General features: G+C 45.9%; 17 protein-coding genes. 8 read left to right on the top strand and 9 right to left on the bottom strand.

Translation table 11 applies throughout. From position 1 onward, the window contains the following. Positions 1-150: 150 nt before the first annotated feature. The 3 genes from SFV55_RS28775 to SFV55_RS28765 all read left to right on the top strand — a co-directional run bounded on the left by SFV55_RS28775 (position 151) and on the right by SFV55_RS28765 (position 3747). Positions 151-954: an enoyl-ACP reductase gene (locus tag SFV55_RS28775; RefSeq protein ID WP_320033052.1), complete on the top strand. Its 804-nt coding sequence runs from the start codon at positions 151-153 to the stop codon at positions 952-954. A 185-nt stretch (positions 955-1139) separates the two neighbouring features. Beyond that, positions 1140-3137 carry a putative porin gene (locus SFV55_RS28770; protein WP_320033051.1) on the top strand — a complete coding sequence of 666 codons (1998 nt, stop codon included), beginning with the start codon at positions 1140-1142 and terminating at the stop codon, positions 3135-3137. Positions 3138-3174: 37 nt separating this feature from the next. Beyond that, positions 3175-3747 (top strand): XRE family transcriptional regulator, encoded by a 573-nt coding sequence (locus SFV55_RS28765; protein WP_320033050.1) that lies wholly within the window; start codon positions 3175-3177, stop codon positions 3745-3747. 129 nt (positions 3748-3876) lie between these two features. Here SFV55_RS28765 and SFV55_RS28760 read toward each other — a convergent pair whose 3' ends face one another. After that, complete coding sequence (locus SFV55_RS28760; protein WP_320033049.1) at positions 3877-6057, bottom strand: penicillin acylase family protein; 2181 nt, start codon at positions 6055-6057, stop codon at positions 3877-3879. A gap of 246 nt (positions 6058-6303) precedes the next feature. Next, positions 6304-7749, bottom strand: a complete 1446-nt coding sequence (locus tag SFV55_RS28755) for an amidohydrolase (RefSeq protein WP_320033048.1) — start codon at positions 7747-7749, stop codon at positions 6304-6306. A 201-nt stretch (positions 7750-7950) separates the two neighbouring features. On the opposite strand from SFV55_RS28755, the gene SFV55_RS28750 reads away from it, so the two are divergent. From SFV55_RS28750 to SFV55_RS28730, 5 genes are read left to right on the top strand one after another with little or no spacing between them, the layout of a single operon-like run. Then, positions 7951-9042 (top strand): efflux RND transporter periplasmic adaptor subunit, encoded by a 1092-nt coding sequence (locus SFV55_RS28750; protein WP_320033047.1) that lies wholly within the window; start codon positions 7951-7953, stop codon positions 9040-9042. Continuing rightward, positions 9042-10301, top strand: coding sequence for an ABC transporter permease (locus SFV55_RS28745; protein ID WP_320033046.1), 1260 nt, complete (start codon positions 9042-9044; stop codon positions 10299-10301). Before SFV55_RS28750 ends, SFV55_RS28745 begins: the two co-directional genes overlap by 1 nt. Positions 10302-10305: 4 nt before the next feature. Continuing rightward, positions 10306-10980: an ABC transporter ATP-binding protein gene (locus SFV55_RS28740; RefSeq protein ID WP_320033045.1), complete on the top strand. Its 675-nt coding sequence runs from the start codon at positions 10306-10308 to the stop codon at positions 10978-10980. Beyond that, positions 10977-11996: a histidine kinase gene (locus SFV55_RS28735; protein ID WP_320033044.1), complete on the top strand. Its 1020-nt coding sequence runs from the start codon at positions 10977-10979 to the stop codon at positions 11994-11996. The genes SFV55_RS28740 and SFV55_RS28735 overlap by 4 nt, the downstream gene beginning before the upstream one ends. Further along, positions 11996-12775 (top strand): LytTR family DNA-binding domain-containing protein, encoded by a 780-nt coding sequence (locus SFV55_RS28730; RefSeq protein WP_320033043.1) that lies wholly within the window; start codon positions 11996-11998, stop codon positions 12773-12775. The genes SFV55_RS28735 and SFV55_RS28730 overlap by 1 nt, the downstream gene beginning before the upstream one ends. A gap of 11 nt (positions 12776-12786) precedes the next feature. Here the strand turns inward: SFV55_RS28730 and SFV55_RS28725 are convergent, their stop codons facing one another. The 7 genes from SFV55_RS28725 to SFV55_RS28695 form a co-directional block, all read right to left on the bottom strand. Then, positions 12787-13161 carry a response regulator gene (locus tag SFV55_RS28725; RefSeq protein ID WP_320033042.1) on the bottom strand — a complete coding sequence of 125 codons (375 nt, stop codon included), beginning with the start codon at positions 13159-13161 and terminating at the stop codon, positions 12787-12789. Between the two features lie 5 nt (positions 13162-13166). Continuing rightward, positions 13167-15218, bottom strand: coding sequence for a sensor histidine kinase (locus SFV55_RS28720; RefSeq protein WP_320033041.1), 2052 nt, complete (start codon positions 15216-15218; stop codon positions 13167-13169). A gap of 104 nt (positions 15219-15322) precedes the next feature. Then, complete coding sequence (locus tag SFV55_RS28715) at positions 15323-17032, bottom strand: AAA family ATPase (RefSeq protein WP_320033040.1); 1710 nt, start codon at positions 17030-17032, stop codon at positions 15323-15325. A gap of 51 nt (positions 17033-17083) precedes the next feature. Beyond that, a complete protein-coding gene (locus SFV55_RS28710; protein WP_320033039.1) occupies positions 17084-18358 on the bottom strand; it encodes a sensor histidine kinase in 1275 nt (424 codons plus the stop codon). Between the two features lie 90 nt (positions 18359-18448). Beyond that, on the bottom strand, positions 18449-19999 hold the full coding sequence (locus SFV55_RS28705) for a tetratricopeptide repeat protein (protein WP_320033038.1): 1551 nt from the start codon (positions 19997-19999) through the stop codon (positions 18449-18451). Positions 20000-20046: 47 nt separating this feature from the next. Continuing rightward, positions 20047-22149 (bottom strand): sensor histidine kinase, encoded by a 2103-nt coding sequence (locus SFV55_RS28700; protein ID WP_320033037.1) that lies wholly within the window; start codon positions 22147-22149, stop codon positions 20047-20049. 10 nt (positions 22150-22159) lie between these two features. After that, positions 22160-22532: HAMP domain-containing sensor histidine kinase (locus SFV55_RS28695; RefSeq protein WP_320033036.1), on the bottom strand; the 373-nt coding region annotated here is incomplete at its 5' end.

Genomic DNA, 22532 nt, shown 5'->3' with positions numbered 1-22532 from the left:
GCTATCGCAGCGTTTTTGACAATGACCTTGTCCATGTTCCTGCGGTAGTATCTTCCTTCTTTAATCTTTTCTCACTCATCTTTCATCTCTCATCTTTCATCTTTTCTTACTTTTGCTCCGCCTAAGACATAAATGTTAAAAAAACAACCAATGGCGAACAACTTATTGCAAGGGAAACGCGGCGTCATTTCTGGCGCCCTTGATGAAAACTCAATTGCCTGGAAAATAGCCGAGCGCTGTGTAGAGGAAGGGGCAACGATTGTACTGACCAATGCACCAGTAGCCATGCGGATGGGCGAGATCAATCAGCTCGCAGAAAAAACGAATGCTCAAATCATCCCAGCAGACGCTACGGATATGAATGATTTGGAAAATCTGTTTGGCAAATCGGTAGAAATATTGGGTGGGCCACTCGATTTTGTGCTTCACTCTATTGGTATGTCGCTCAACGTGCGCAAAAAGAAGGACTATACCGACCTCAACTACGAGTGGATGCAAAAATCCTTCGACATTTCGGCGATTTCTTTCCACCGCATGATGCAAACCCTTTATAAATTGGACGCCATGAACGATTGGGGTTCTATTGTGGGTTTGTCCTATATCGCAGCACAGCGCACTTTCCCCGATTACAGTGAAATGGCTGAATCGAAGGCCCTGCTCGAATCTTTTGCGCGCAGCTTTGGCTACCACTGGGCGATGAAAAAACATGTACGAGTCAATACAATCTCCCAATCCCCTACCAAAACCACGGCTGGTTCGGGCGTTAAAGGGTTTGGTGATTTTTTTGACTATGCCGACAAGATGTCTCCACTGGGCAATGCTTCTGCTGATGCCTGCGCGGATTATTGCATCGCCATGTTCTCCGACCTCACCAAGATGGTCACCATGCAAAACCTTTACCACGATGGTGGATTCTCCTCGATGGGGATGAACCCGGCGATACTTGGCTTGTAAAAGATAAGAGATGAAAGATGAAAGATGAGACAAAAGAGATGAAAGATGAAAGATGAAAGATGCTACCGCAGGGACATGGACAAGGTCTTTGTAAAAAACGCTGCGGTAGCATCTTTCATCTTTCATCTTTCATCTTTCATCTCATCTCTTATCTTTCATCTTTCATCTTTCATAATTCCTTTTTTGTGCTAAAACTTCTCACCACGCTCCTTTTCCTTTCCGGCACTGCCATGCTGATGGCTCAGTTTCCAACCCAGGGTCCGGGTGGTTTTGGAACCAACAATGGTTTGAACGTACAAAGGCCAGGGCAATCGGCACAAGATTCCATCCAAGAGGAAGTCAAGCGGGATACTTTTGGGGTTTATCGGTTTTTTGCCAAAAATCCCTTTCAGGAAAAAAACTTTGCGGACACCCTGCTGCATGATTACGTATACCAGCACGACCCTGCCCGGCAGCGCCAATGGGATTACATGCATCTGGGGATATCGGGTTCCGCTGCACAACCGATAGTGTATCAGCCTACCTTGCGTCGGGGTTTTCACCTTGGCTGGCACCAGTACGATCTGTATTTAAAATCGGCGGATGACATTCCTTTTTATCGGCACGAATCGGCCTTTACCAATGTTGGCTACAATCAATTGGGGGATCAGAACAACAGTTTTTTCACCCTGCAATTTTCGCGCAATTTTGGGAAAGGTTTTAATGCATCCATCGATTATCAGCGGCTTTCACAGCGCGGCACCACTACCCTATTTACGCAGCAATCCTTGCGCAATACGACACTCGGCCTCAACTTTTGGTTCAAAGGCCAGAGTGGTCGCTACAATGCCTATCTCACCCTGGTCAACAACAAACTTGAGCGGCTGGAAAATGGCGGTCTGGTTAGGGATACCCTTACCCTGAAAGGCAATTTGGCCACCCCAGCTCAAGCAGAGGTTTTTCTGGAGTCAGGGCGCTCTCGTTATCAACACGAGGAGGCACAGTTCACCCAGTATTTCCAATTGAATCGCCTGGGTAAGCGGGATACCAGTAATCAGGATAGTTTACCGCTGGTGGCCGTCGCCGGCAAACAGATTTATCAGGTAGCACACAGTGTGAGTTTTCAAAAAATTTTTTCGCGCTACAGCGACGATGACCTCACGCTGCTGGATACCTACTACCGCAACTTTAATACTGATCCACGGGGAATCCGCAATTTTGTTGGGCACCAAAAAATAGAAAACCAGTTTCGCCTAATAACTTACCGTAGCCAGGGGCCTTTGCGTGGTAGAGTGCGCCAGGAAAATGGCCTTTTGGAGTTAGGTTTAGTCCATGCTTACCACCGAATTGAGTTGGAAGGTAAAGATTCCAGCCTCAATGAAGTATTTGCTACCGGGCGCTGGGATTTACAACCGATCCCCTTGCTAGATTTGCGCTTGAATGCCAAACTAGGGCTGCTGGGCAATATCGGTGATTATCAGGCCAGTGGAGAGATGGATTTTAAATTGGGCAAATTGGGGCATTTGGAAGGCAAAGCAAGCAATCAATTGTACAGCCCCAGCCTGATACAGCGCGAATTTTGGGTAACGCAACAACGCATTTGGAACAATGATTTCAAAAAAACACTGGAAACCAATCTGGAAGCGACACTCAACATTGAGCGTTTTCAGGTAGAAGTTGGCGCAGCTTACCATTTGATTAACAATTTGATATACTTTGATACTACTGGCTATGCGCAGCAATCCGGAAAACCGGTGAGTGTTTTACAATTTTTTGTAAAGAAAAATTTTGTATTTTGGCGTATTCATCTTGATAATCAAGCTATACTGCAACAATCTTCAGAAGACATCGTGCGTTTGCCACAATATTTTGGTAAACATTCCTTGTACTTTGAGGGTAAATTGTTCCAGGTCTTGAATGCTCGAATTGGGGTTGATGTGCGGTACCAGGCAGCTTATCGGGCAGATTATTACATGCCGCTGATTGGTCAATTCCAATTGCAAGATAAGCGCAGCGTGGATTTCTATCCGGCAGCAGATGTATTTGCTGCTTTCCAGGTAACTAAGTTTCGAGCTTTTTTTAAATTGGAAAACATTACGCGATTTATTTACCCCAATAATTATTTGTTTTATCAAACTTCCTTCTATCCAATGCCACCAAGTAGTGGATTCCGCCTGGGAATCAAATGGTTATTCCTGGATTGATCTGCTTCCTGAGGAAAGGCATCTAACCCAAAACACAATGAGAAACGTTGAACTAGGTAAAGTGGGACGCAAAATCCGACAACTGCGCAAGGAGCGTGGCATGAACCTACAAGAGGTAGCTGACAAAAGTGACATCACTGCCGGGCTACTTTCCCGCATCGAAAATTTCCGCACCCTACCCTCCCTTCCGGTTTTGCACAACATTTCGATGGCACTGAATGTCCCTCTGGCTGAGTTGGTCGACCTGGTGGGCAACAATGGAGAGTCCAATTACATTTTGGTACGCAAAGGCCAGGGTGAAAAAGAAGAACGGGAGGATTCACAAGGGCTTTTGTACGAAAATATCCTGAGTACGGGTCTTGCTGAAACCAACCTGCAAGTTTCCATCATTTCAATTCCGGGAGGCACTTATCGCCGTCCACTTTCAAATGATAGTATGGAATTGATTCACGTGGTGCAGGGCTCAGTCAAATATGGTTTAGGTGACAACATCCTCGAACTCCACCACGGCGATACCCTTTTTTTTGACGGGAGTATCCCCCATTCTTTGAACAATACCACTGCGGAGACAGCAGTATTGTTCAAAGTGTATTTGTTGCGGAGGAGGTAAGGGCGATAAAAAAATAAGTGTTCATTTTGCCACAGAATTAGATGAGTAAACGGTTCATTTCAAGTGTCTCAGCTAATCCTGTGGCCTAAAAAAAATGAACACTTATTTTTGCCTCACTACTAAGCCAATTTATTTTCCTGGCAGGTACGTCCGATTGGCTCCTTTTTGGTACTCCTCAGGGTAAAAAAGCACGTCCTTAAACTTACCCTCGCTGTACATTTTGGCTTGATCTAAGAAATGTGGTGAATTGGGGTTGCTGCTTTGCCCACCGGTAACAATGGACTTAGCTTTAATCCGTGGCCCAAATTCCACCACTGCCACAAAACTATTGCCCACACTGCCATAGCGCCTTTTTGTCCCAGGATAGGTTCGTGCACCAAAAGCAGCCAGTGAGCCCCAATGCGAAGAAGTAAAGGCAACCGGCAAACTAGGCTTTTGATCATCAAAAGTTTCGCGGATTTTGCCGGTCAGGCGTTGAAAACGATTGATCTCACCCCAGGCAATTTTCCAGCTGCCGAAGTCGCGGGTCAATTCGTCCAGTACCAGGTTGAACTGTTTGATTTTTTCCTCAGAGGTACTGCGCTTGATGATGTGTTCCGTCAAACTCAGGGCATCGTTGGGTTCGTCTTCGGGCAAATGATAGCGGGTATAGGTCAGCATTTTTTCCCCCCAATACATGGCCAAAGTGGTTGCCTGGGATTCCAGGCTATATTTGTAATTCCATTGCCGGAGTACATTGATGGCTTCAGTAAGCCGGGGATTTTTGTCGGTATACTCATCATAGGCCTTAATCAAAGCCGGGATGATGGGCTCAAAACCAGGTAGCTGAGGTTCGTATGCCGTTTCAATCAGCTTATCCAGGGTAAACCCACTGGCATCTTTGAGTACCCGGACGGCGTGAATCCCTCGGTAGTTTTCAGGATCAGGCGCCATGTAACTGGGATACTTTTTGGGGTCCGGGCTTTGCGCGGCAGCAGCGGTATATGGTGTGGAGTTGCAGTTTTGCAACCAGCCCGTGCCTGGGTTCAGCAGTTGAACCGTTTCTTTAACCGGGTGAAGGCCTTGCCAATCGGTCAAAGGATTGCTGCCATCTACGGGTTTTTCCCAATCAAAACTGGGGTTGCGTTTAGGCATAAAATTGCCGTGCCAATAAGCGATATTGCCTTTGCTGTCGGCAAAAACGGTATTGTTGGAGGCATTGCCCCGCCAGTCCATGGCCTTGTTGTATTGTTTGTAGCCCTTGGCCTTGGTGCGCAGGAAAGATTGCGCCAGGGCCTTGTAAGGCTCATTCATCATGCTGATGCTGATCCACTTGCCATCCTTTTCGGAAATGACGGGGCCGTGGTGGGTGTGGTAAGTGTCAAACTCCTTTTGTTTGAGCGCATTGCCGTCCTTGTACCACAATTTTATTTTTTCTACCCGCACAGGTTTGAGGGTGCCTCCGTGCTGGTAAAAGGGTTTCCCATCTTTCCATTCTATCGTTTCGAGGTATTCATCCAGCACATCGGCGGCGCTGGAGGTATGCATCCAACCACAGTTTTCATTAAAGCCCTGGTAGATAAAAAACTGGCCCCAAGTTACCGCCCCATAGACGTTCAATCCTTCCTCACTACGAATATGTAGCTCGCTGCGGAAATAAAAAGTGGTGTGCGGATTGATGAGCAAAAGGGCATGCCCGGAAGCACTTTTGCCTGGTGCAATGGCAAAACCATTGGAGCCGACGGGTTCCCATTCTTTTTCCTGCCAATCCTTGAACCGCCAGGAGGTAGAATGATTTTTGGTGTAAAAATTCTTCAAGCGCTCCACCGAAATTGCACTGATGTTTCCTCCAATACTGCCTTCGCTGAACATCAGCGGCATCCAGGGTTCAAAACGTTTGATCAAACGGGGCTTTACCTCCGGGTGGGTATAGAGGTAATAATTACAGCCATCGGCAAAGGCGTGTAAGAGTTTTTTCATCCAGCCTGGGCAGGTCTGGTAGATGGCTTTGACCCGATTGGTATCCAAAAACAGGCGCGCCCGTAAGTCTTGATACAAATAAGCCTCGCCTTCCACTTCGGACATACGCCCCATGTTGGTGATGTAATTGTCTTCAACCCGCATGAAGTCGTCTTCACACTGCACGTAAAGCATACCGAAGATGGCATCGGCGTCGGTTTTGCCCGAAACGTGCGGGATGTCCCACTTGTCGCGGGTGATGGTAATGCCTTGGGCCTGGGCTTTCCAGGCGGCAATTTCAGCAGCGCTGAAGGATTGGCTCCAGGCGCTGGAACTGATGAAGAGGAGGGAAAAAATATAGAATGGTTTCATAGTTTGTTGGTTTAGGGCACCCGCGAGGGCAGGGCCGATCAGGTCTAACTTTAGGCGCTGACGCTGGTACAAGTCTCCAGACTTGTACCATTATCAACACATCTCTGACGTGTGTTTTCCCAGTATTTTCGCGTTGCTCATGCGTCTGGAGACGCGAAAATGTTGGTACAAGTCTGGAGACTTGTACCAGCTAAGGGTTCGTGGTTGGTGATTTGGGGCGGCCACATAGAGCCGCCCTTATGGCAATTATTTCCGATAATCCAGCGGTGGTTTCCGCGTTCCGATCAAACATTGGTATTTAAAATCCTTCCCGGTGCGTTCCTTCAATTCCGCCTTGGCCTTGATACAAGTTTCTGGCGCATTGAACAGGTCGATCGCCGTCAGGGCCATCGTTTTGGCCGCCACCATCATCCCTTTTGCACCAATCCCGGTACCTCCTGCTGCCACTGCCTGCCAGCTGTGCGCAGAAGTGCCAGGTACCCAAGTAGCTGCACCCATACCCACGGTAGGCACCACCCAGCTGATGTCGCCCACATCGGTGGAGCCACTGTTGCGTTCCTCTTTTTGTTCAAAAGGAGAAACACTGGCAGCCGATTCGATTTTTACATCGGGCAAGTTGAGCGTAGGGAAGATTTTTTCAGCAAACTGGCGCTCTTCGGCATTGTAGATCACGCCTCCAACTGCGGTAAGGTTGTTGTGCATGAGGCGGGCCAGGGTTTCATTGGGCATGAGGTTGTATACCCCGTTGATGTGTTCAAATTCCATGCGGGTGCCTGTGCCCAGTGCAGCACCTTCGGCAGCTTTGACGATCCGGTCAAAAATTTCCTGAGTCGTTTTTGCATCCGGGTGGCGGGCGTAATAGTACACTTCGGCGAAGGCTGGAACCACGTTGGGTGCATCGCCACCACGGGTGATCACGTAGTGGATGCGGGTATCCTCGGGAATGTGCTCGCGCATCATGTTGACCATGTAGTTCATTGATTCTACCCCATCCAGAGCAGAACGACCCCGATCGGGGGCCATGGCAGCGTGGGAAGCCTGGCCGTAAAAGCGGAACTTGGCAGAGATATTGGCCAAAGAAGAGCTGGCCCGGGCACTGTTTTCACTCGCCGGGTGCCAGTGGATAACTGCATCTGCATCGTCGAACAAACCTGCACGCACCATGTACACCTTGCCGCCCCCACCTTCTTCGGCAGGAGTGCCGTAAAAACGGATGGTCCCCGATTTGCCACTTTTTTGCAGCCATTCTTTGACTGCCACCACGGCTGCTGCTGAACCTGCGCCAAATAAGTGGTGCCCACAGGCGTGACCAGATTTCACCTCCGGGCGTTCTTGACGGGTAGGCACGGCGGCTTGGGATACCCCTGGCAAGGCATCGAATTCGCCAAGGATGCCGATGACGGGTTTGCCCGAGCCAAAGCTGGCCACAAAGGCGGTAGGCATATCGGCTACTCCGGCTTTGACTTCAAACCCGGCACTCTTCAGCTGTTCTTGCAGGAGTTGGGAGCTTTTGGTTTCCTGGTACCCCAATTCTGCCCAGTCCCAGATTTTCATGGCGACCTGGGTATAGCTGCCAGACAACTCATCGAGGCGTTTGATGATTTGGGTTTTATCTTTAGAGAGAGCAGGCGTGGTTTGGGCAAAAAGGCCCAGGCCGCTCAGTAGTAAAAGAAGGCTAAATAATGGCTTCATGCAATTTGGTTTTTTCATACTGTTGGGATAAAGCTAGAATTTTTTGGGCTTTTTTGGTGCCGAAGTCGATAGAAATATGGGTATAGCCGCAAAATCAACGCAGGATTCACTTCAAGTGCCATTTCCGCCGCTTCCCTGCATTTCATTTGCATTTCCCCGTCCAAAATCCCTTATTTTGTAACATCGCTTAAAACCATTGCAATGAAATTGTCTTTTTTCATATTGAGTATAGGTCTTCTCCTGTGGAGTTGTGGCAAAGAAAAACCACAGCTTGCTCAGCCCGAAATCGCCAAATTGACCGAAGCCGTTTATGCCTCCGGCACCCTGGTGCCCGAATCCGAATACCGGGTGATGAGTGTATCCGATGGCATCATCACTTCAGTACGCATCAAAGCCGGAGACGTGGTCAAAGCGGGTAGCCTGCTGTTTTCATTGAGCAATTCCAATTTGACAGCCAACGTGAGTGCAGCCCAACAATTGCTCAACAAAACCCTACCCCTGACCAACGATGCCGCGCCTCAATTGCGCGAGCTGCGGAATCGCCTGCAAAACGCTCAAGCCAAACTGCGTTTTGATAGTCTGCAATATCAGCGGTTCAGCAGGCTATGGGAGTCGGAAGCCATTTCCAAACGCGAATTTGAACAGGCTCAATTGCAATACGAATCCAGCCAGCGCGAGGTCCAGGCCTTGCAGCAACAAATCCGCCAGGTCAACCTCAATGCAGCACTCCAGACGCAGCAAGCGGAAAACCAGATGCGCATCGCCAACACCTCGCAGCAAAATACCCAATTGAAAAGTTTTGGCGAAGGAATGGTTTATGAAGTGCTCAAGTATCCTGGCGATATGGTTTATCCCAATCAGCCGCTAGCCATCATTGGCAGCAAAACCTTGATTGCCAAGCTAATGATCGACGAAACAGATTTGGGAAAAATCCAAATGGGGCAAAAGGTATTGCTCACCATGGATGCCTTCGCCGACCAAATTTTTCAGGCAGAAATCACCCGAATATATCCTATGCTCAACCGGGTGGAGCAATCCATCCGGGTTGATGCTACTTTGCTGGACACTTTGCCGCAACAACTCTACGGCCTCAATGTAGAAGCCAATATTGTGATTCGGGAAGCAGAAAATGCGCTGGTAATTCCAAAATCTTTGCTCCTACCCGGCGATAGTGTTTGGGTCATGGAAGGAAAGGAAAAACGCAAAGTGAAGATTCAACGCGGCGTGGAAGATGCCCAGCGGGTGCAGGTGAAAAGTGGTTTGACTGAAAATTCTCAATTGATACTCAAATAATGAAGCGCAGCCTCACTTTGGAAATTGCCCTGACGCACTTGCTGACCAAGCGCAAACAGACCGTTGTGGCCATGTTGGGGGTAACCTTTGGCATCTCGATGTTTTTGGTGATGATCAGCTTTATGACCGGGGTAAACGATTTTACCAAAAATCTGGCCATGGAGGAAGCCCCGGATATTCGCATTTACAACCCTCTAGAAATCGAAAAAAACACCATCATCGCCAAAGCCGCCCCGGATACCACAGGCAATCTATATGTGGTCCACCACCAACGCCCTAAAAACGTTGTACCTAAATTGCGCAACGCCATCATGCTCGCACAATCCCTGGAAGCCATGCCCGAAGTAAAAGGAGTAGCGCCGCAGGTAGCCACCCAGGTTTTTTTCAACAATGGCCCCATTCGAATCACCGGATCCTTGCAAGGCATTGATGTCAAAAAGCAGGGGGAATTGTTTACCCTGGCCCGCAAAATGGACGCTGGGGAACTGATTGACTTGTTGGGCATCAACGATGGGGTGATTTTGGGTTATGGTTTGGCCAATAAAATGAACGTAGGCATTGGTGACCGCTTGAGCATCACCACCTCTGAAGGCAGTATCCTGATGTTGCGCGTAGTGGGGATTTTTTCCTACGGGCTGGCTGATTTTGACAATGCCCGAGCCTACGCCACCCTGGCTACGGTACAAAAAGTGATGCAACGCGACCCGAGTTTTATCACCGACCTACACATCAAAATGTATGACAACAACCAAGCTAAAGCCATGGCCGCAACCATCAGCAAACGTTTTGGGGTACATGCCGAAGACTGGTCTACAGCCAACGCACCACTGCTGGCTGGGGAGAGCATCCGTTTTGCCATGACTGGGATCATTTCGTTTACCCTGTTGTTGGTGGCCGGGTTTGGCATCTACAACATCATGAACATGAACATCATCAACAAACTCAAGGACATTGCCATTCTGAAAGCTACGGGTTTTGAAAGCCACCAGATTGTGGGCATTTTTTTGTGGCAATCGGCCATCATTGGTTTGTTGGGTGGGATCATTGGCCTATTGCTGGGCTATGGTTTTTGTGTGGCCTTGTCGCATACCCCCTTTCCGGGCGGCAGCGTAGTGCGGATTGCCACCATGCCCGTCAATTTTAATCCACAACATTACATCATGGGCTTTTGCTTTGGCGTAATCACCACCGTTCTGGCTGGTTTTTTCCCTTCTTTGAAGGCTGCCAAGGTAGACCCCGTACAGATCATCAGAGGATAACACCATGCCGATACTACAAGCCAAACAAATCACCAAATACTTTCACGAGCCTGAAACCGTGCAAGTGCTCAAGGGCGTGGACATCAGCGTGGAGCAAGGTGAATTCCTGTCCATCGTGGGGAAGTCGGGTTGTGGCAAGTCGACCTTGTTGTACATCCTCAGTACGATGGATACCGATTATGAAGGAACGCTCAACATCAAAGGGGAAAGACTCAATGGCTGGTCGCAGAATCAATTGGCACGTTTTCGCAATGAAAACCTGGGCTTTGTCTTCCAGTTTCACTTTCTTTTGCCCGAATTTACTGCCCTGCGCAATGTGATGATGCCCGCCTTGAAACTGGGCAAATACAGCTACGCCGAAATTGAACAACGCGCAATTGACAAATTACGCATGGTGGAAATGGATGGATTTGCCCATAAAATGGCCTCCAAACTCTCCGGTGGGCAGCAACAACGAGTGGCGATCGCCCGCGCACTCATCAACGACCCCGCAATCATCATGGGCGATGAACCTACCGGGAACCTGGATAAAGTGAACTCCCAACGCGTATTTGAGATTTTTCAGGAATTAGCCAGACAAAATCACCAAACCATCATTACCGTCACTCACGATCAGGATTTTGCGGCGGGTAGCGATCGGATCATTGTGATGAGTGATGGGCAAATTGTCACAGAATGAAACGGCGGTATTGGACTTATCTCTTTATTGGGCTGTTTTGTTTGTTTGGCACCTATGTTCGCTCCAGAATTTTGATAGGCTTGCCCTGGTATTTTTATGTATTGATGTTCGTTCTTCAATTTTTCATCATCCTAGGTATCTGGGAATTGATCATTTGGGTGAACCGCAAGTTGGAACTTCGTTTTTCTTTGGACAAACGTCCTTTTGTGCGAATTTTGGTTCCCGTATTGGTTTCCACTACCGGGATTTCGACCATTTTTTTGGTGATGATCCAGCTGTTTCACGGCTATTTTCCAACGTATGCTAATCGTGAGTTTTTGCTGGTACTCGGGGCATTGGCTGTAGTTATGATCGCCTTATTGAATTTTATCTTTTTCACCTTTGATTTTTTAAAAAAGCTCAAAATGAGCCAGGAGGAAAAAACAGCGTACGAATTGCAGGCTTTGCAGGCGGAACGCGAAAAAACCTTGATGCAATACCACAATTTACGCAATCAAATCAACCCCCATTTTTTGTTCAATACCCTAACCTCTTTGGATGGTTTGGTACAACAAGACCCCAAATTGGCTTCCCGTTTTATTCGCCATTTGGCCAAAGTGTACCGTTATGTATTGGAACACAAAGAAAACGAGGTAGTGAGCATACAAACCGAACTCGATTTCATCGCGCATTACATTTCCCTTCTGAACATTCGTTATGGAGAAGCATTACAAATTGAAATAGACATTGTCGAATCAGCCAGAGACCAGGGGATTGTGATGGTCACTTTGCAGCTGTTGATCGACAATGCCCTGAAACACAACATCGTCCAAAACGACCGCCCATTGTACATCAGTATTGTTTGTCAAAAAGGCTATTTGGAAGTAAAAAACAACAAACAGATTCGCCGCCAAATCGAATCCTCCAATGGCCAAGGTTTGGCCCAGTTGCAGCAATTGTATCAGTTTTTGAGTGAAAAACCAGTTCAGATTCTGGATGGTGATCTATTTTTTAAAGTACAAATTCCACTACTTTGATGCCCAAAGCCTTGAACATATTGATGCTGGAAGATGAACCCCTGGTGGCGATAAGTCTTCTGAACCTGGTACAGGAAATTGAACCTGCCGCCAGCATTACAGGGCCTATCGCCAGTGTGCGGGAAGCCCAGGAATGGTTGGATACCCACCCCAGCCCTGATTTGGTACTGGCTGATATTCAATTGGCTGACGGCATTAGCCTGGATGTTTTTGCCCATCGGCCACTCGATTGCCCCATTATTTTCACTACCGCCTACAATGAATACGCCATCCGGGCCTTCAAGCTCAACAGCGTGGATTATTTGCTCAAGCCCATTGAAAAAGAGGATTTAAAAGCTGCCTTGGACAAATTTCACCTGCTACAGGACAAGTTCAAAAACACCTCTTACCTCAGCCAAATGCAGGAGCTCTTTGCCAATTTCGCGCAGCAAAATAAAAAATACAAAACCCGGTTCTCGGTGCACCAAGGGCGCAGTATGATCCTGATTCCGGTTGAAGACATCGTGTGTTTTGGCAAAGAGGAATACATCTATCTCCTGAGCACCGATGGCAAAAAATACCTCAGCGACTACCGTTCACTGGACGAGGTGGCAGAATTGTTGGACCCAACCCAGTTCTTTCGCGCCAATCGCCAATATTTAGTTGCCCTAAATGCCTTGGAAGGCTTTCGTAGTGACGATTGGGGAAAGTTGAAATTAAAATTAAAGGTGTCACCCGGTGAAGAGGTGACCGTAAGCCGGGAAAAAGCCGGAGAGTTTAGGCGTTGGGTTGAACGCTAGCTACACTCCCCTCATTCTGTTTGTTCCTCAGCTATTTTTTCTCTCAGCGAGGTGAAATCAATCGGTTTGTTGAGGAAGTCGTCGGCCCCCAGCTTGTTTGCCCTTTCCCGATTGTCTTTGTCTCCATAAGCAGTAATCATGAATACTTTGGGTGGAGCTGCCGGAAAAATACCTCGTACCCTGCGCAACAATTCCAGCCCACTCATGCCTGGCATGTTGATATCCGAAAGGATAAGTACAATCTTGCTGTCTTCCAATAGCCCCAGCGCTTCTTCGCCAGAATGGGCAAATTTAAAATTGAAGACTTTATCCCGGATTTCTTTGCGGAATTTTTGTTCAAAAAGGGTACGGATGTCCTTTTCATCGTCTACAACTAAGATGTTCATAGCCCTTAATTTTTAGGGTTTATTAATGGCAGCTCAATGGTAAAAGTGCTGCCTTGGTTTTCAGTGGATTCAAGATGTAGTTTTCCTCCATGCCCTTTGGTGATGATGTCGTAAGTCAGGCTTAATCCTAATCCTGTGCCCTGTCCGGTTGGTTTGGTGGTGAAAAAGGGTTGGAAAATTTTGTCCCGGATGGCTTCGGGGATGCCGTTGCCGTTGTCTTTTACCCTTATTTCAATGGCATTATTCATTTTCTTGGTGCTGATAGATACCGTTGGCGCGAAACCTTCAATTCCTTGTCTGGCTTTTTCTTGGACCGCATAAAATGCATTGTTGATCAAATTGAGCAGCACCCGCCCAATGTCCTGTGGAATGACGGAGACCAGCGGTAAATCAGGATCAAAATGCATCTCCATTGTGGCGTTGAAACTACTGTCCTTCGCCCGCAATCCGTGATAAGCCAAACGCAGAAATTCATCGGCCAGCGCATTGAGGTTGGTAAGTTCTTTTACACCTGTACTGGTCCGCGAATGTTCGAGCATCCCTTTGACGATGGAGGAGGCTCGACCGCCGTGGTGGTTGATTTTGCCGAGGTTGACCTGTAAGTCTTCGGCAATAGCTTTTACTTCTTCTATATCCCCTTTTTCCAGTTCTTCTTTCAACTCGTCCAGCATTTCAGCGCTGACTTCGGCGAAGTTGTTGACGAAGTTGAGCGGGTTTTGGATTTCGTGGGCGATGCCAGCGGTGAGTTCGCCGAGGGAGGCGAGTTTTTCGGATTGGATGAGTTGGGCTTGGGTGGATTGGAGTTGAGAAAGCGTTTGTTGAACTTCTTTGTTCTTTGATTGTAAGAGTGCATTTGCCGTTTGTTTTTGGCGATTGTTGCGGTATAAAATGCTAGTCAGCAAGGCTATTCCTACCAAAATCACTAACAGGATATTAAATCTATTCCTGGCTTGAATGGCTTCGACTCGTCGTTGGGCTTCCGCTGCTCGCTCTCGTTCTTCAAAGGCAAAACGCTCTACTTCACGCGCTTTTTCTTGCGGAAAAAATTTATCTTTTGCTTCAAAGGCAATCAATCGATACCTTAAGGCTTGTATTGAATCCGTATTTTTATAAAGGCCGTACAAAAAATTGGCAGAAAGAATAATATACTCATTTCGGTTTGCAGCGATTTGTTCGGCTAAAGCTGCTTTAGCATAATATTTTGCTGAATCCAATTGATTGAAATCCTTTTTGATACGCGCCAAATAATAATAGACCTCTCCTGTATGTAGCTGCCCTTCAGCAAGAGAACGATACAAATAGTACAGTGCCGAATCGCGCTTATTTTGTCTATAAAAAATTTCGGCAAAGTGCCTGTAATAGCTGTTGGGTTTAATGGCTGCTTTTCCATTAAACGACAGTTCGTAGCCTTTTCTTAAAAATAGCATCGCCGTATCTAAAATACCAGCATCTTTGTAGGCATACCCAATAGGCGCATAAATAGGCCAAGAAGATTCGTCATCTAACTTGTGTAGGATCATGAGACGCCATGCTTCTTTGTAGTAGGTTATGGATTTTTTAAAATCTATACTATTGTAAGCATATCCTAGGTAAGTTAATGAGGTAATCAGCATCTTCGTTTCCCCGTTCTCCTCACTCCATTGTTTGGCTTCCAATAAAAGGGTAATTGACTTAAATACATCGATGTGTACCAACCGGAAAGCCATAAAAACATCGCACTCCATCTGCCCTTTTTTATAACCGATTTTTTGGGCTAAAGCGTGCCCTTTTTGAGCGAATTCCAAAACTTGAGACCAATCTCCGATTCTAAAGTCCGCTAATTTTGCATAAATGTCAACCCTTGTTCTATCCGATTCTGCGTATCTTAGCGCATTTACCAGGCTATCTTTGACGGATAGTTGCCGTTGTTGAGCGCATAGAGGGGCAGCAAAAAGAAGGAAGATAAAGGTTGAAAATATCATGGAATAATTTTTTAAAAGTCTCATGCCAACGCCATTTTTTAAAAGCTTTTCTAAATATAGCCAAAGCGGTGCATGAATACAAAAAGACTTTCCCAATGGAGCGTTTGATCATCCGAATGGTAGGAAATGGCCTCCGAATGAAATGGAGGAAAGGCAATGGTTCTTTAAATCGGGTTATCGGCAACTACAAAGGGTTACCTCTACGACCATTCTTTCCATTGGTACACCTCCCCACCCAGGAAAACGACATAAAATCCACGTACATCCGGGCGAGAAAAACGTTCGCTGGTCATGTATTCATTCAATTGCTGTGCGGCTTGCTGGGTTACTTTTTCTAAGGTATGTTGGGCAGATTTTTTGACGTATTTCAACTCTAGGACAATGTCGTATTTGACCGGGCGGTTGGGCATTTTTTCGAGGTAGATATCGGGATAACCCTTGCGGGCTTCGTATTCGCTGTGGATGAAATACGATTCGTAGGGGAACAACAAGCCGATCATTAGGGTTTGCAGGTGTTTTTCGCCGTAGCTCAGTTCATCACGGTTGGAGTGATTTTCGGCCAGAACGTATTCTACTATTTTGAAAAAAGGCTCAGGATTGCCCTGGCTGATCAGGGCTGAAATGGTTTGGGCAATGGGTCTTTTTGTTTTCGCGAATTTGGTTTTGTCCAGGAAGATTGCGGTAAAGTATTCAAAATATAGTTTTTTGATAACGTAGTTGGGGATTTCAAAACGCCAACCGATATCCGCCAATTCCTTGAAACTGAGCATACCCATGTAAAAAAGCAGGCTTAAAAAATCATCTTGGGTAAATTCAGCTTCCAGATTGTAAAGGCGGGTGAGGGGAAAATCAATGTGTCCTTTTTCCACTAAGTTCTCCAATAGCTCGAATTTTGCTTCTTCAGCGCCACCTATTTTGAAGATGTTGCGCACTTTGCGATAATCCGAAATTACATTGGTATCCAGCATCACTTCAGGATAATACCCCATGATGCCATACTCTTTCAAAAAATAAAGCACCATATCTGGATTGAAGAGACGAATATTGACTTGATTCGTAAAACGATACCCATTGTACCAATCTTGCAGATCGTGCATCATATCAGGTATTTTCTCTTGAGGAATTGCTGCTTTTCCCAAAAGTGCTTTGACCTCCTCATGGGTAAACCCCATCATGTTGTGGAAAATAGGGTTGAGGCTGATGTTGTCGCTGATGTTGAAACCACTGGTCAAGGAATCCAGAGTAATGGGGGAAACGCCAGTGATGAATATTCGATCAACAATGCCATCGCGAGTAGCTGTTTTGAGGCTTTCGTAAAACTTGCGCACAAAGCCATTGCGGCTCACATTCTCTTTGAAGCGATTTAGATCAAAGGACAACAATTCATTAGCGAAATGGTCGTATTCGTCAATGAGGAGGTAAATTTTGTAGGGAATTTTGTTTTGTTCTGTAAAATCAAAAATGGCATTGATTACAGCCTCCGGGCTTTTTTCAAACTCAATGCTTTTTTTTTGTTCTTCAGTATAGTATGAACTATAGGCACCAAAAAAGCGCCGGGCTCCCGAGACGACATTTCTTAAAAAACCAGTATAGGTGCTTTCCTGGCTACTGGTATCGATTCGACTGAACTCAAAACTGAGCACAAAATAACTGTTCGCATGCGGGCTGGGGTGCTCACCAATGTATAAGCCGCCAAAAAGGGTTTGAAAGTCAGCCTGAAACTCTAGACCATAATAATGGTGCAGCATACTAATAAACAAACTTTTACCAAAACGGCGAGGGCGCAGAAAAACTGGATAATTAGAATTCCATTGCTCCAATTTCTCAATGAAATGCGTACGATCCTGATAGAAATAATCTTCTACCCTCAACTTTGTAAAATCACTTTCTCCGTATGGAATTTTGAGCATTATCCAAATATTTGACCCTAAAAGTACAAAATGTTGTTGCTGTTTACAAGTCTACACTAAACGAATGACGAATTCAGTTCCGAGTCCCTCCGTGCTGTTAACCTCTAAAATCCCACCATGCCCCTTGGTCACAATATCATACGCCAAACTCAATCCCAAGCCCGTACCCTGCCCCGTCGGCTTGGTGGTTAAAAAGGGCTGGAAGATTTTCTCACGAATGGCTTCGGGGATGCCGTTGCCATTGTCTTTAACCCTTATTTCAATGGCATTATCCATTTTCTTGGTGCTGATAGATACCATTGGCGCGAAACCTTCAATTCCTTGTCTGGCTTTTTCTTGTACCGCATAAAATGCATTGTTGATCAAATTGAGCAGCACCCGCCCAATGTCCTGTGGAATGACGGAGACCAGCGGTAAATCAGGATCAAAATGCATCTCCATTGTGGCGTTGAAACTACTGTCCTTCGCCCGCAAGCCGTGATAAGCCAAACGCAGAAATTCATCGGCCAAGGCATTGAGGTTGGTGGGTTCTTTTACGCCTGTGCTGGTCCGCGAGTGCTCCAACATCCCTTTGACGATGGAAGAAGCTCGACCGCCGTGGTGGTTGATTTTGCCGAGGTTCACCTGCAAGTCTTCGGCAATGGCTTTTACTTCTTCTATATCCCCTTTTTCCAGTTCTTCTTTCAACTCGTCCAGCATTTCAGCGCTGACTTCGGCGAAGTTGTTGACGAAGTTGAGTGGGTTCTGGATTTCGTGGGCGATGCCAGCAGTGAGTTCACCGAGTGAGGCGAGTTTTTCGGATTGGATGAGTTGGTTTTGGGTGGCTTTGAGCTCAGTCAGGGATTGCTCCAACTGGGTGCTCTTTTGGTCAATTTCTGCTTTTTGTTCCTGCAAAAGTTTGTTGGCCTTTTGTTTTTGGTTGAAGGCATAACCAATAAAACCCAGCAAAATAGCCAGTAGGGCAAATGCAGTGATAAAAAAGTTGCGCTGCGAGCTTTGGCGCTGCACTTCTGCTTGTGAAAGCGCCAGGGCTGATGCATTCAGGGCGTCTCTTTTTTCCTGTTCCAGTTTGGCTAGGGCTTCTTTCCGTTTTTGTTCGGCCTCTATTTGTGCTGTTTTTCGGGCATAAGCGGCTTCGATCTCTTGCCGCTTCAGTTGTTGTTCGAATCTCAATTGTTGTTTCTCTTTTTCACTTTTTGCCGCGGCCTGCTTTTTTTCGTATTCAAAATTGAGGGCTTTTAATTCCAATTCTTTTTGCAAGGCCAATTCCTTCTTTTCTTGTTCGGCTTTTTGGGCGGCTTCTTTGAGGTCGAATTCGTATTGCAATTGGTAGGTAGTGGTTTTTTTGGTGTTTTCTTCATTGTAGAGCTGGTCGCGTGCAGCGATGTATTGTTGGTAATGCGCATGGGCGTCTTTCTAATTGCCACGGATACTGTCGACGCGTGAGAGGTAGAGATGGGCATCGCGCCTATCTTCAATGTATTCCAGCATATTGCTGTAAACAGCTCTCTCCAAAGCTTTGGCCCCCAGGGTTAAAAAAGAGTCGGCAAGTACGGGGTTGTTTAGTTTAAAGTGGGCAATTCCGATTTGTATGTTCATTCGGTCGGCCACGATTGTGGAGAATTGTGTGCGATAAAGTTCTTGGGATTTAAAATAATACTTTAAGGCTTCTTTTAGATGGGTAGGAGCCTTGGAGGTTTCTTTTCTCGCGGTACTTAATTCAGCTCTTTTCATCTGAACCTTTGCCATATATAAGTAGGACAATGGCAAACCCCAGTAGTAGGCTTTTCCTTCCAATTCTGTAAAAAGGCTCACGGACCTGTTAAGGCTTGTTTGTGCGGAATCCAAGAGACCTAACTCGGGGTAAATTCCACCCATAGTCAAATGGCATTGCGCTATTTGATTTTTATCATTTAATTTTTCTAGAATGTTTAGTGCAAAACGATAGTGCTCCAAGGCTTTAACATAGTTTTTTTGAATTCCAGTAAAGTAAGCCAGGTTCATATGGCTTTCGGCTATTTTCGGTTTATCTTGGAGCGATTCGTATTCTTTTAATTCAATATAAATGTATTTTATTCCTTCGGATAAATTTCCCGTAACCTCATAAAGCGAAATTAGTAGATCAGCAAAGGCCCCAACATCTTTCCTTGAGTTTATTTTTTGACTATGCTCCAGGCCTTTTTTGTAAAACTCAGCGGCTTTGTCGTAATTTTTTGGGATGCGGTTTTCGTACATATTTCCAAGGGCATAAAAATAACGCAATTGGCCCCGTTCAAATCCTATTTTGTAGGCTAGATTTAAACCTTTTTCATAAAATTGTAGGGCTTTTTCTCGGTCGTTTTTGTCGGTGTATAAACCAGCCATTAAATAATGTGCATTTACTTTAAAGGTATCATCTTTTAGCGCAGCCAAGTTTTTCTGGTAAAATTCAATGGCATCGGGCGCTTCAATTTTTAAAAATTTATTGGGCGTTGCGCCTATTATCTCGGCTTTGTAAAGGGTATCCAGGCCGATTCGGCTCATCCCTCTAGTTCGTCTTAAACCCATTTCAGTTTCAAAGTCATTTTTATATATGGTTTTCCAGGTTCCATTCTTTATTTCAACATCCAGCTGAAAATTATCAAAGAAAATCCTACCCCCATAAAAAGCTAAAAACCCCAAAAACATTCGAGTGCCCGTGGAATCTATGGTTCCTTCGATGCTGTAGGTCTTCCATTCTGGCGTGCGAATGGGGCGCTCAGACATATCTTCAAAAAAGCCCCTGCCAGAGGGCTTATCTACCCTTAACCAAAGTTGCGCCCTGGTGAAAGTGTCCTTCGATTCGATACGGACTAATGCCGAAAATTTGAATTTGCAACCCTCGTAATCCTTAACTGGAATTGTGGTAACATAGAATACAGACTGGTTCTGAGCTGTGGACACCCAGGAAAAAACAAACATCAAAAACAGGGCATATAAATATTTCATAAACAGATGATTAATGCATTATAAAATTAAAGGGGCTGTAAACTACTTCACTGGGCAATGGGTAAACAAATTGTGAAAATTGCTCCTTGATCGGGTGAATTTTCCACTTTCAGCTCGCCACCATGCCCTTTGGTCACAATGTCATAGGCCAAACTAAGTCCAAGTCCGGTGCCTTGCCCAGTAGGTTTGGTGGTGAAAAACGGTTGAAAAATTTTGTCACGGATGGCTTCGGGGATGCCGTTGCCATTGTCTTGGACCTTTATGATGATTTGATTGTCTGTTTTTTGGGTGGAAATGGTGACGGTGGGCTCGTAGGGGCACCCCTCGCGGGTGTCCCTATCACGCAGGGCACCCACGAGGGGTGCCCCTACGGTGATGGCGCGTTGCTGCACCGCATAAAATGCATTGTTGATCAAATTCAAAAACACCCGCCCAATGTCCTGCGGAATGACGTATACCAGTGGTAAATCCGGATCAAAATGCGTCTCGATGGTGGCATTAAAACTACTGTCCTTCGCCCGCAAGCCATGGTAAGTCAAGCGCAGAAATTCATCCACCAGCGCATTGAGGTCGGTGGGTTCTTTTACTCCTGAACTGGCTCGCGAGTGCTCTAACATCCCTTTGACGATGGAAGAGGCGCGTTGGCCGTGGTGGTTGATTTTTTCCAGGTTTATTTTTAAATCAGTAGCAATAGCGATGGCTTCAGTCGTATCCCCTTTTTCCAGTTCTTCGTGCATCTCGTCCAGCATCTCCGCACTGACTTCGGCGAAGTTGTTGACGAAATTGAGCGGGTTCTGGATTTCGTGGGCGATGCCAGCAGTGAGCTCGCCGAGGGAGGCGAGTTTTTCGGATTGGATGAGTTGAGCCTGGGTGGTACGTAGATCCGCCAAAGTAGTTTCTAAATCTCGATTTTTCAGGGCTAGTTCCAGCCCCGAATTGATCAAATCTTGATTCTGATTTTCGATTTGCAATTTTTGTTGTTGCAAGGTATCATTTAGCGTTTTTTTACGCCGATTTGTAAAAATCAAAACTCCTGCCAGGAGTATAAAGGTGAACAACCCGCCTAAAAGAGCATTTTGACGAATTCTATTTTTCGTATTTATCTCTTTTTTTTCTAATTCAGCCAGCTTGTTTCGCTGTTCACTTTCCAAAAAATACCGCTTATTCGTTTGGTCTTGAGTAAATAGTTTCTCTTTGATTGCATTGTGCCTTTTTAAATAAAACAAAGACTTGCCTGGATTGCTTTTTTCAAAATACTCCGACAAAATCAAAGCTGCATTCATTTCATTTATATCATTACCCATTTTAGTAGCACCATCATAAGCGATTTTAGCGTAATAATACATGGAGTCGAGAGCACCCTTTTTTTGCATGGCCCTTGCCAGGTATATTTGCGTTTCCTGCAACGCAAATTCATTGTTTATTTCAGCCATAGCTAAACGCATTATGTGTAAATGGGCAATTGCTGAATCAGGTTTATTTTGGGTCAAATATCCAAGGCCAATGGCATTATGGGCATACCCCACAAAATGTCTTGTATTAAATGGTATAGACTGGCCGTAGCCTAGGCATTTAAAGGCATAAATTAAAGCAGAATCAGCCTGTTGTTCCTTGCTGAACATTTGAGAAGCCGTCATATAGGTCGCCCATTTGTCAACGGGGTTGAACGCTATTTCCGGATGAGCATTGAACATCCTAATGTTTTCTTGACATTCTTCAAAACACCTTTTATAATCACCTTGCTTTTCATAGGCCAATTGTGCCATATTTACATAGTTACCAAGCTCAATCAGGTCGTCTTTATATCTTTCTTTTCCTTCCAAAGCCAATTCTAAACCTTTTGCCCATTGACCACTTATGCTGTATTGAAAAGATAAGGGGCCCAATATTTTTCGAAAGCCCTTGGTATAATTGAGTTTTCGGGTGAGTGTGAGGGCTTCTTCTCCAAGGAGTAAGGATTTTCCCACATTCGTATTGGAGTAGATTACGGCTACTTCGGTTAAAGTTTTAACTCGATTGGTGTCATTAGGCAGCGTGGCTAATTTTTTCTCCAAACTATCCAATAAAGTTTTCGAAAACCCTTGTGGCTGAGCTACAATGCATAGGTTGCCCACCAGACACAAAAAACACGTAAGGGTTACTATTCTCATTTTGTTCTTTTTACGATTGTACCTGGAATGGTAAAATGATGGAAAACTCGGAGCCGATTCCTTCAGTACTTTCGATTTTAAAAGTGCCACCATGTCCTTTGGTTACGATATCATAGGCCAAACTCAAGCCCAATCCGGTGCCTTGCCCAGTGGGTTTGGTGGTGAAAAAAGGTTGGAAGATCTTGTCGCGAATGGCTTCGGGTATGCCGTTGCCATTGTCCATTACCTTGATGATGATTTGATTGTCTGTTTTTTGGGTGAAAACGGTGACGGTGGGTTGGTACATAGTGTCGGGGTGGCGCGAAGTAACGCCCGCAATAGCCCCCGGTTGCACCCTGCGTCGGCTACGCTCACCACCATCAAAAAAATCATGTTTTTTGAAA

The organism is Haliscomenobacter sp., assembly GCF_033763495.1.
Classification (GTDB): domain Bacteria; phylum Bacteroidota; class Bacteroidia; order Chitinophagales; family Saprospiraceae; genus Haliscomenobacter.
The sequence above is the reverse complement of the archived record's forward strand: the minus strand, read 5'-3'. Positions and strand labels throughout refer to the sequence as shown.